At 39.2% G+C, this 11,793-nt stretch carries 8 protein-coding genes and 1 CRISPR repeat array; of the genes, 4 read left to right on the top strand and 4 right to left on the bottom strand.

Annotated elements, in window-relative coordinates; all coding sequences use genetic code 11:
* Positions 1-57: 57 nt before the first annotated feature.
* On the bottom strand, positions 58-840 hold the full coding sequence (locus AB0756_RS25905; RefSeq protein ID WP_050046647.1) for a DapH/DapD/GlmU-related protein: 783 nt from the start codon (positions 838-840) through the stop codon (positions 58-60).
* Positions 841-1,381: 541 nt separating this feature from the next.
* Here AB0756_RS25905 and AB0756_RS25900 point away from each other — a divergent pair.
* A complete protein-coding gene (locus AB0756_RS25900; protein ID WP_408019752.1) occupies positions 1,382-2,161 on the top strand; it encodes a hypothetical protein in 780 nt (259 codons plus the stop codon).
* A 53-nt stretch (positions 2,162-2,214) separates the two neighbouring features.
* Positions 2,215-3,837: a CRISPR direct-repeat array (repeat unit 37 nt; unit sequence GTTTCAATCCCTAAAAGGGGTTCGTATAAGTTGCAAC).
* A gap of 259 nt (positions 3,838-4,096) precedes the next feature.
* Here the strand turns inward: AB0756_RS25900 and AB0756_RS25895 are convergent.
* Positions 4,097-5,374, bottom strand: a complete 1,278-nt coding sequence (locus AB0756_RS25895; RefSeq protein ID WP_038082284.1) for a purple acid phosphatase family protein — start codon at positions 5,372-5,374, stop codon at positions 4,097-4,099.
* 232 nt (positions 5,375-5,606) lie between these two features.
* On the opposite strand from AB0756_RS25895, the gene AB0756_RS25890 reads away from it, so the two are divergent.
* From AB0756_RS25890 to AB0756_RS25880, 3 genes are all read left to right on the top strand, one after another.
* Positions 5,607-6,740 (top strand): AAA family ATPase, encoded by a 1,134-nt coding sequence (locus AB0756_RS25890; protein WP_038082283.1) that lies wholly within the window; start codon positions 5,607-5,609, stop codon positions 6,738-6,740.
* A 629-nt stretch (positions 6,741-7,369) separates the two neighbouring features.
* Entirely contained in the window at positions 7,370-9,016 is a 1,647-nt protein-coding gene (ltrA, locus tag AB0756_RS25885) for a group II intron reverse transcriptase/maturase (protein ID WP_038082281.1), read from the top strand.
* 16 nt (positions 9,017-9,032) lie between these two features.
* Complete coding sequence (locus AB0756_RS25880) at positions 9,033-9,821, top strand: hypothetical protein (protein ID WP_237265973.1); 789 nt, start codon at positions 9,033-9,035, stop codon at positions 9,819-9,821.
* Positions 9,822-10,283: 462 nt separating this feature from the next.
* Here AB0756_RS25880 and AB0756_RS25875 read toward each other — a convergent pair whose 3' ends face one another.
* A complete protein-coding gene (locus AB0756_RS25875; protein WP_038082280.1) occupies positions 10,284-10,574 on the bottom strand; it encodes a hypothetical protein in 291 nt (96 codons plus the stop codon).
* Positions 10,575-10,824: 250 nt separating this feature from the next.
* Complete coding sequence (locus tag AB0756_RS25870; protein WP_038082279.1) at positions 10,825-11,070, bottom strand: hypothetical protein; 246 nt, start codon at positions 11,068-11,070, stop codon at positions 10,825-10,827.
* Between the last annotated feature and the right edge of the window lie 723 nt (positions 11,071-11,793).

The raw sequence follows: 11,793 nt of genomic DNA, 5'->3' as shown, positions 1-11,793 counted from the left end.
GCTAATTTTCTGAAGATGAAGATAGTACAGCCTGGTACCGCGATAGTCGAGGAATGGTTACAAATCTTCTGGGAACTTGTAGGGAAGTATATTTGTGTCGAGCTTTTTGATAATTATTTGCGGATTTCCGATAACCACCACATTTTCTGGAACTGACTGTCTGACAATTGTCCCCAATCCAATTACCGAATTGTTACCAATAGAGACTCCTTTGAGGATAACACTTCGACTACCAAGCCAAACATTTTCACCTACACATATAGGTTTAGTTTTTACTTGTGTATTGGGGTCCCAACGGTTAATCTCAACACTATGGTAGTCAGTATCAACAATTAAGCTATCGCTTACAAAACATTGCTTTTTTAACTCCACACAATTTTTAGCAATCACTTTTGCTCCGTTAAAAGAACAGCGATCGCGAATAGTTATCTTTGCTCCTGCCTCTTGAACCTCAATACTATTTGGGATCAAACTGTGAATAACAAAATAGCAGTTATTACCTATTTCTATTTGTCCATTACCTTCTACCGATAGAGTTGTTCCATAGAAGGTGCAGTTATTTCCGATAGATATTTTAGCACCAGAATCTTGAGTCACAATTTTATTTGGTAAATTTTTATCGCTACTAATAAAAGCACAATTCTCTCCTATTTCTACTTTGCCCTTACCAACAATAGAAAATTTACCTCGTATCTTAATTCCAATACCAAATTTCACCTTAGGATATTGAAGGCGGTATCTTATTAAATTAATAGCATAAAAAGCTTGTGTAAGATAGGTATAAATCAACTGAGTTATAGCTCCTCTTTTTGAGATAACTAGAGAAAGTGTTTGTGTCATGGATTTTCCTCGTGCCTTCTCAAATAACTCTCTAAACCCATGTATAGCTATACTAGAATTGTTACAGATTCATTATTAATAATATCACTCTCTCTTGATTTTATTTGAAACACTATCAGAAATGTTATGTTTAACTCTTAAATTAAGTGTAAATTCTACTTATTAATTTATTTAATAACCGTGTATTTGCTATTACTAATTTATTGAATTTATTATATTATTTAGTATATTTGCCACCATTACACACTAGTAATTAGTATGTTCACAGACTTACTCATATTAGCATAATAAATAATTATATTTCGGATAAAAAAAGAGATATACAAATTATTCTGGAAGCATCCCTAAGATCGTCAATTGCCTTCAGAATAGAATTTTGAGGCTATACAAACAAAGTTTGCCTACGCGAAATTCTTATTAAGTCCACTTAGGTAGACTTAGCTTGTATAGAGGTAATTTCAATCGAAAACGTGTTTTTTATTGTTATTCAGATTCAAAATAATTATAATAAATGCATCCTAAAAATCTAAGTTAAACTATTATGCCATGGCAAGTGTGTGGTGATGATTTTGAGAACTTGCAAAGTTTAACCAGCAGTAATATATCAAATGTTTCCTTAGAGAACAGAAGAGGAATTATGACCTATGATTTTAATGGGTTTTGTGTTCTTGTTAAAGCAACAATTGAGCAAGTTGGTCAAGCTATTTGTCAGATGAAACAGGTAATTAATTGGGAACATGATGTATACGAGCGAGAAATTGAAATTGTAGAGCTACCTAGTTTTTTAATGTTGCAGCTTCGGAAACATTCTTGGACTATCATTAGTCCATTCATATTATTACCAAATAATATAATTTCCCTGACTGAAGAGACTGCCAAATCAATGTCTCTATGGTTACACACAAAATCTATCTATTTTATCGCTAGTGATGTTGGCTGTTATAGTGGATATCATTTATATAATAATGGTCAATCGATAGAAAGGCTTTATGCTGAGCAAGGAGATTATGATTTAATAATACAATTTCCTAATAATAGAATAGAATCTTCCAACAATAGAGATGAAGATGAGTACAGATCGGAAAATGGTTTCTGTAAATTTCGCTCCCATCTTCGTAAACTAAAAGCCGATCAAATCCAAGATCCAGATGCCTTTACTAACGAATTTTTGCAAGAGCAAGATGTTTTAGTTATTGATTTTTATTTGCTAAATAGATTTAAAGGTGAAAAAAAATATACTGTTGCTAGCTGGCTCAAACGTGATGATTTAGAACGAGTGGATTATGTAACACTATCCCAAGCTTGTACCGACTTAAGATGATTGAGTATAAGTTGCAATGTTCGTCTTTACATAAAATACGGGGATTCCATTCAGTTTCAATCCCTAAAAGGGGTTCGTATAAGTTGCAACATGGGAGCGATCGCTTGAAGGAGTGCAAGTCAAGCCAGTTTCAATCCCTAAAAGGGGTTCGTATAAGTTGCAACCTCCAGAATTAGATCCAAACAACCCAAATCCGTTTCAATCCCTAAAAGGGGTTCGTATAAGTTGCAACCAGCGACAGTCGTCATTTTCTTCTCCTGTGATTTTTGTTTCAATCCCTAAAAGGGGTTCGTATAAGTTGCAACGCGTACAGCACCGCCTGTAGGTAGACCTACTAGGTTTCAATCCCTAAAAGGGGTTCGTATAAGTTGCAACGTGGAAACCCAGTCGGGTATGCCAAATCTTGTTGTAGGTTTCAATCCCTAAAAGGGGTTCGTATAAGTTGCAACTAGTCACATATTTTATATTGCACATACGACTAAGTTTCAATCCCTAAAAGGGGTTCGTATAAGTTGCAACCCCTTACTTTGAATCTTATGGTGAAGCGTCCGGTTTCAATCCCTAAAAGGGGTTCGTATAAGTTGCAACCATTACGTCTCTCTGTGTAAAAATGGAAAGCCCAGTTTCAATCCCTAAAAGGGGTTCGTATAAGTTGCAACCCACTACTTTTTCTGGTGGAACTTATCCATTAGGTTTCAATCCCTAAAAGGGGTTCGTATAAGTTGCAACGCCCGGAGATTGCTTGGTGAACTACCAGATCCAAGTCCTGTTTCAATCCCTAAAAGGGGTTCGTATAAGTTGCAACGTTCATCAGTCAATTGTTCGGTAATTGATTTCCACAGTTTCAATCCCTAAAAGGGGTTCGTATAAGTTGCAACCAATCTCGCTCTTTGACCCCCTCCCAGGATTGAAACTGTTTCAATCCCTAAAAGGGGTTCGTATAAGTTGCAACAATTTTTTGTAGACCTTCGTCAGCAAGTACCGTAGTTTCAATCCCTAAAAGGGGTTCGTATAAGTTGCAACCTAGCTCATTCACCCAAGTATAGAGAGGAAGCCGGTTTCAATCCCTAAAAGGGGTTCGTATAAGTTGCAACCCAGCTAACTGTTTTTGATGTATACGCTTCGTTGTTTCAATCCCTAAAAGGGGTTCGTATAAGTTGCAACTCTAAGACTTGCTCAGTATGTGGGGTATTGGGAGAAAGGTTTCAATCCCTAAAAGGGGTTCGTATAAGTTGCAACGTAAGCCTGGGTCGCCCCAGGTTTTCAATTTGGTTGTTTCAATCCCTAAAAGGGGTTCGTATAAGTTGCAACCAGCGTATACATTTGTATTGCAATGCTGTACTATCCGTTTCAATCCCTAAAAGGGGTTCGTATAAGTTGCAACGCGTGGGGGTTTTTATTTCGTACTTGTATTCGCCAGTTTCAATCCCTAAAAGGGGTTCGTATAAGTTGCAACATACTTCCATTTTGTTGTACTTGGGTGTAGCTTCATTATGTTTCAATCCCTAAAAGGGGTTCGTATAAGTTGCAACCCAATCTCCCCTTGAATAGCCGTCCAATCCAGAGGGTTTCAATCCCTAAAAGGGGTTCGTATAAGTTGCAACTTCCCAAACCCTTTTGGCTTGGGCTTTTCCTTTTTGTTTCAATCCCTAAAAGGGGTTCGTATAAGTTGCAACTGTAGGATCTGGAAAACTTATCTCTATGTGGTTGTCATGGTTCAGAATCGCGGATGGGTTTATCTTAACACGGCAAATTGAAATTGAGTAGAGTCAAAATAGCTGAAATCCAGTCTGGGTGAGAAGCGCGGATGTGTCTGATTAGAAAATTGCCTCCAAACCTTACACCAACAGAAATTCAGGCATTTCTTGGGTAAGTTCTTTCCTAACAGCTACCCATCCGCGAATTTGATAAAGAAAATCACAACTAGCTTGGACTTCAAGAGCAAGTTTTCACCATTGTAAACTCATCCCGAACGTTGCCCTCGTTATCAATAAATTGGACATGAAGTCTTTTCCCGTGTGCATCTATTACTAGCGAGCCAGGAATACTGAGTGAAGTATACATTGCTGGATGGGGGGATACTCGATCGGCAAGACCAGAAGTCCCTGCAACAATATAAACTGTTCCAGCATGAGAAGCTTGGACGGGTTTTTGATATGCGCCCGATTCACCTTCTCTCCCACTTCCTCCATCTTTTTTCATCTGTTCGGTGAAGGTATCAGAGGTACCATAATGTCCGTCAATTAAGTAAGAACGTTCGTAGGAGTGGCTGTGACCGGTCAGCACAATATCTACTCCTGCTTCTTCTACGATAGGAAGCGTTTGTTCTCTCATTTCTATGAGTTCAATTTCGGTATCCGAATCGTGTGAGCCTTTTGTATAAGGAGGATGATGCCAAAATGCAATTTTCCAATCCTTATCTGTTGCTGCAAGATCCCGTACCAGCCAACTTAACATTTCTCCTTCTGGGGTGCGATCGCATCCATAGGAATCAAGGCAAATAAAGTGGATATTGCCATAATCAAAAGAGTAATAAGCTGCCGTTCCAGATGGCAAACCACCTACTTCCCCACAAGTTGGCATAGAGAACAGCTCGTAGTAGGGACCTGACTGTGAGAGTGAATCAGCAGATCCTGCATCATGATTGCCAATTGCCGTCCACAAGACACTACTTTGAAGAAGTTGGGGATACATGTCAAATATTCCCCGTTGGTACTCTTCATAGGTTCCAGTATCGTAAGCGTTGTCACCAAGCATCAACCAGAGGTCGGTATGGCGACTTCCTGTAAATTTTAGGTATCCATCCCGTACACTTGCAGCTATATCATTTCCACGTCCTGCATCTCCTAAAACACAGATCCGTAAGGGTCGAATATCCTCAGGTGCTAAGTCTAGTGATGGTGCAGTGACGAAAAAGAAATCTTCTGTTTTCCCAGCCAGCAATCCCTCTGGTGTTCCGACTGCGTAGTAGTACTTTGTATCTGGCGCAAGCTGACTTAACTTAACTGCGTGGTTACAGGCGATTGTCGTTTCGTCCTGTACCAAGCACAGCCTTTCAGGAGACTCACCATACCACACCCTGCCTTGGACTGGAGTATCAGTAGCCCAGCGGATTGCAATGCTAGACTCACTACCCAGTTGTAAATACGGTCCTCGCACAATTCGTAAATTTTCGAGGACTGTTGCTTTCCCTGTTTCCAGATAGGTTATCATTATCGGCGAAGTTTTATCCGATGTAAATTTATCTTACAAGAAAATTAAATTATGACAAAAATTTTGCAAGTTGCTAATTTAACGAGAGAAAAGGGATTGAGGAGCGACCGCCAATGGCTTTTTCATACTTTTTACTGTACGTAGTGATAATAGCTACTTAAAAGAGCAATGAGCATTCTTATAATATGACAAAAAAAGATAGAATATTTAAACGTGCTTATTTCTGAACACGATGCTATCTAAAATAAAAGTTCAGCACTATAAGAGCCTTTTTGATACTGAAGTCGATTTAGAACCATTCACCGTATTCATTGGACCTAATGGTTCTGGAAAGTCGAATATTTGTGAAGCTCTTGCTGTGTTATCTAATTTTCTCCAAAGGCTAATATCTACTACAAACACTACAGAAGTCATACAGTTGTTTGCAGAGTCTTTAACGACTGTAGAGAAGAACCAGCAAAGCATTGAATCTAAATTTTGGCATGGAAAGCGAGATTATTTGTTGTTTGAAGTCAGTACGCTATCAACAGCAGAAAGCACTCTTTCTAACAAATCCAAAAATCTTTTAGACCTATCACTTCAGCTTAATTATCAAGAGCGCAGAATTGATATAAAGACTTTTGAAAAGACTCGTAGTCGAACAACTCAATATACACAGGAACTAAGAGAATTTTTAGTTGTTAATGAATACCGAGATTCCTTTCTCGCTAATGCCCTGAAAAAGGTTAACATTTATGATTTTGCACCAGTCAATCTCTCCATTCAAGCCTCCTTAATTGACACAATGGATAGGACTGGTCAAGGAATTGCTTATGCTTTAGTTGATATTTTACACGCAAATCGTAAAAGTTTTGATGAATTGGAAGATCGCTTGAGGCGGCTTGTTCCTAATATACAAAGAATTGTCTTGCCTCGTGGAACCAATCAAACTTTTTTGCTGGAATTAATTGATAAATATTCAGAACACCATATTCCTGCTTCTGACATATCAGATGGAACACTGAGAATCCTAGCTTTTCTGACTGCACTATATCAAGAAAATACTCCAAGTATCATTTGTTTTGAAGAAATAGAGAACGGAGTTCATCCTTGGCTCCTACATAAAATGGTAGAATTATTAAAAATCGTTTCTATAGAAGGAATCACTGGTAAGCCCGTTCAGGTTCTAATCACAACTCATTCTCCCGTACTGCTTAATTATGTTGAACCTCATGAAGTCCGTGCTGTTGAGTTAGATAACGAAGGTAAAACTCAAGTTCATGCCTTACCCACAGACTCTATACGTTTCCAAAAAGCACTGGAAGCTTACGATGGAGCATTAGGTGAGCTTTGGTTTAGTAATATATTTGGAGGCAATCCGGTATGAATCGTCCGATTCGTATTGGGCTGCGCGACCTGAAAAGGTCGTTTAGTACGGGAAGCCTACTTCCCTAGCGGATTCATACCCGCTACCCCGGCGTAAAAGGCTCATAAGAGTCCGGTCACGCCTCAAGTAAGTAATGAACGAGGTGGAATGCAGACCACGAAAGTAACCGAAGCTGCCAGCCCTAAGGCGGTCAGGGGCAAAGGGGAATCCTTTAAAGGTGAACGCGAGTGAACTATTAGATAAACTGCGTTATACGAAAAGGAGCTAAATCGGGCTGATAAGCTCTGACCAAAAGGTAAATGGATCGGATTTATAGCTTGTCCATCTATAAATCGTATGAACATAACTTCCATCGCAGAATAGATAGCACCTAAAAGAGGATAGAAAACTAAACGGTACAACAGGGTAAGCCCTACAGAGTCTAAGAGAGGTCGATTACTCTTAGTAGGTCTGAGGTAACAAAGACGGAACTCTCTGGAGGGTAAAGGATGGAAGAAAAAGCGAATGCTGGTTTGTAGCAAACCAGATAGGGGCTGAAACATCACTCCTGACCGAAAGGAAAAGCAGACTTCTTCTGGGTCTTATACGAAGGAAACTAAACAAAGGAATCTAATCTAAGGACAAGTTAGATGATGTCAGAACTGACTTCAAACGGACTGAAGAAACAGCTAGTAAACTGGAACCATATTAATTGGAAAAAAGTTAATAAAGCTGTCAGAAACCTACGGCAAAGAATCTTTCGTGCGAGTCAGCTTGGGGACTTCCGTAAGCTGAGAAACTTACAGAAGTTGATGCAAAGAAGCTACGCCAACTTACTATTATCTGTTCGACGCATCACCCAGACAAATCTTGGAAAAGCAACGGCAGGAATTGACAAGGAAATCGTCAACACCCCAGAGCAACGGGTGATTCTGGTAAACAATTGGCAAGGGGGAAACCTTAAACCAACACGAAGGGTAGAAATACCTAAGCCTAACGGCAAGTTTCGACCGCTCGGCATCCCGACCGTGCGCGACAGAATCGAACAGGCAATGGTTTTGAACGCACTCGAACCCGAATGGGAAGCCGTATTTGAACAAAACAGTTATGGCTTCCGACCGGGAAGAAGCTGTCAAGACGCAATAGAACAAAGCTTCAACTTGCTTTCAAGATGGCACAATTGGGTTCTAGAAGCTGACATCAAGGGATTCTTCGACAACATTGCCCATGAGTCCATTCTGAACATGGTGAGCAACTTCCCAAAACGGGAACTCATCAAAGGATGGTTAAAAGCGGGTTTTGTGTTCCAAGGACATCTTCACCTCACAGAACAAGGCACACCACAGGGAGGAGTCATCTCACCCTTACTTGCCAATATTGGGCTGCATGGCTTAGAAACCTATATAAAAGCCACCAACCCAAAATTTGGCGTGGTGCGATATGCCGACGATTTCATCGTCACGGCAAAAGACAAGGAAAGTCTCGAAACTGCCCAAAACCTGATTCAAGCATGGATGTCGAAGAGAGGTCTTGAATTGAGCGCTGAGAAGACGGTAATCACGTCAATGGAAGAGGGCTTCGATTTCCTGGGGTTCAACTCCCGGCACTACGATGGAAAACTCCTGATTAAGCCGTCAAAAAAGAAGGTGTTAACCTTCTGCAAGCGGATTGGTAAGGAAATCAAAAACCTGAATGGTGTAGAACAGGAAGTTCTTATTTACAAGCTTAATCCAATTCTCAGAGGTTTTGCTAACTATTACAAAGCGGTAGTCAGCAAGGAAACTTTTGGCTATATCTCACACCGAGTATGGCAATACCTTTGGCGTTGGGCAAAGCGTAGACACCCCAATAAAAACTCAAAATGGGTACGCTGGCGTTACTTTAAGACCATTAAAGGTAACAAGTGGGTATTTGCTTGTACAACAAGTGACCGACAAGGTAAGGATAAAGAACTTGTCCTATATCAAATCGCGTATACGCCTATCGAACGCCACATAAAAGTCAAAGGCGACGCTAGTCCCGATGACCCCTCCTTAAAAGAGTACTGGAGAAAACGCCACCAAAAATTTGGGAAATCTCGCTTTGAGAAGGGTTCCAAATTATATAAGATAGCAGAAAACCAAAACTGGATTTGTCCAGAATGTGGCGAACCATTATTCAATGGAGAGGAAATCGAAACCCATCACATAGTACCTGTTGCAGAAGGTGGAACAGACGACGTGGGAAACCTCCAGCACCTGCACAAAGCGTGCCATAAACAGGTACACAAAACCCCAGTGAAAACTCGTTTGAAGTAAGGCTTGAGCCGTATGAGTGCGAAAGTCTCATGTACGGTTCTTAGGGGAGGGGAGAGCGGTAACGCTCAAACCTTACCCGACAATTGCTGAAGGTGAAGCAGAACTGGGAGGAAGTATTCCTTATATCAAACCAGAAGATGGTGGAAAATTGATTGAAAGAAATAATGAGGGAGCACTTCATACTTTAATTAGGAGAGAGCTTGAAAGTGCTGGACTTCCTGATTGTGATTTTGTACAGAGACACCCATCAATCAGTGAGAGCCGTTGTTTTAAGCGACGAACCGGACACTCAATCTTAGATCCAAAATATTTAGCACAGGTAGTTATCTCATGGAAACCCGAAGAAGTAGACATGATTGTCATTGTGGCTGACGCGGATAACAATCTGTCTGAAAGACAGCGTCGCTTAGAGCGTGCTTTGAATAAAGTTCGTGAAAATCATTTAGATGTCAACGAGCAAGCAATAAGCGATCGCAGTGCAGGAGGTTTAGCGATTAAAAATTTCGAGACATGGTTAGTAGCTGATACTCAAACTGTTTCTAAAATTTTAAGTGTAGAGATTGAACAACTTGAAAATTTAGAAAGTTTAGATGATACAAAAGATTTTTTAGAGACAGCGCTCGTAAAATCAACTTATCTTCTTGAAGAAAGTAGCAATCAACGTCCGCTTCAAATTAGATGGAACTTAGCTTTTGAGATTGATTTAACTATTATCAAAACTCACTGTCCAAATGGATATGCTGCTTTTATACACCATTTAATGGTAGCTGCAGAAGCAGTTGTGGACGCAACCACAGATATCTAGCAAGACTGCTTGATTAGTGGACATCTGTTGGAAATTAAATATGCATTGCCCTAAAATCTTGGTAGAGGTGCTCTTTCTTGCCTTGCGCCCCTACATCTTTTCCACCACATATCTAGTGTCTGTAAGCTAAATTTTCAAACGTCTTTACGTTTGAAACAGCACGTCTCTACAAAGTTGCTAGGGCAAATTCATCTTATCCCATCAGTAGTGCGTTTCACATTCAAGTAATTTCTTAAAGTATATTTAAAAAATTTTGGATTCAGATAGTTCATTCTAAATTCGGGAGACAGAGAGAGCCTCCTAAAAGGCATTCCCCGGTGGAGCCTAAGAACGAGATGAGAGATCCGATCTAGATATACGATACTTGCACCATTGTTTATTTGTGGAAAAAAGAAATTTATTCTTCTCATTCCCTACTTTTAAGTATGAAAATTAACTACTCACCATTCACCAATCGCTGTTTCAGCGTTTTTGAGATAAGAAAATTGTGTAATAAACAGATGGATCAACTCGATCTGCAAACCGAGTGTAATAATATTGTTCTTTGCCAAAATTTACATAATCTACTGTGGCTTGAGACTCTTGTTTGGATTTTACATCGCTCTTTACTTGAACTTTTTTAAAAAAAGTAGTGATTTTTGACCATGCTATTAAAAAGGGATTGTGTTGTATTTCTTGTTCGGTACCACCTAATTGAATCTCTTCTATGTTAGAAGGTAGCAAGTCTCGAGAATTATTCATAGTATTGGGCATATTACATTTTTCTCCTTCAAAATTAAGTATGACTGCAAACTCTGTGATTCTTTGAAAAGCAAGCTCAAGCTATATATTTATTCAGTATTATCTACACCCACTTATACACTCTTAAATCCGATCGAAAATCAATAAATCAGAAATCCGTATGTAACAAATTGATTAAATCACGAAATTTTATCCTTGACAGCCAGCTTCTATATAAGCTGTAAACTTCTCAGCATGAGACTTGTTTAGCAGAAAGCACCAGTTAATTTGAGCAGTAGGCGATCGGCTTGCCATTGACTGATATAATTCGATCTAATCGAATTTCAGTACTATTTCTTAATCTAAGAAAGTCAGCTTTATTGGCTGAATAAATATCCACAATCTGGTCTTGTATCTCCAAAACCTCATCTGCCACACCCCGATAAATGATGCAGCACTTTTGGCGCATCGTCGCCAATGCCTCTAACTCATCATGAAAGCCGCAATCTACTAGGATATATTCATCCATTCTTAGCACCTCATTTTATTATACTTGTACCCTTCTCAGAGAAAATTTTGTAATGTGTATATTTTTAAATATTTATGAACATAATATGAATTACAATGAATATGATTGTTTCAAAAGGGAGCATTCCAAAGTGCCAATTGCCTTCAGAATAGAATTCTGAGGCTATACAAACAAAGCCCGCCTACGCGGACTTTTTATTAAATCCACGTAGGTAGACTTAGCTTGTATAGCGGCGATTTCAATCGCAAACGTGTTTTTTCCAAATTAAAATGCTCCCGTTTCAAAAGGCTATTTAATTTTAATCGTCCATCAGGAAAATACTAAACCAAGAGGAAAAATATTCATTACAAGTGTAATAAATAAAAAGTCACTGCAGTACATCTCAACTTGAGAATAAAGATCTCTAGAAAAAATATAAAACACCCAGATAACAGGGAAAGTTGATTCCAATTCTCTCCTTTTTTAGGCTAGGGGGGATCGAAACTGCAAGAACGCACTTTAGAAGACTTGTGTACACCACCATAGCTCAATAAGCAGGAGGCAAGCGACTTATAAGCAAACTTACCTATCAAGACTTGTGAAACAGACTGCCAATCGTTTCTTTCTATACTCAATCCGGAAAGTCAGCTAACGAACATCGCTCTTATACGGAAAACTTTTTAGACAGGACTCCCGAAATCTTAAAATTTAAGAAAATAATAGATCAAGTCAAATATGATTTTG

Origin of the sequence: Tolypothrix campylonemoides VB511288_2, from assembly GCF_045999855.1 — a bacterium.
GTDB lineage: Bacteria > Cyanobacteriota > Cyanobacteriia > Cyanobacteriales > Nostocaceae > Scytonema > Scytonema bouteillei_A.
This window is presented reverse-complemented; position numbering and strand designations above follow the sequence as displayed.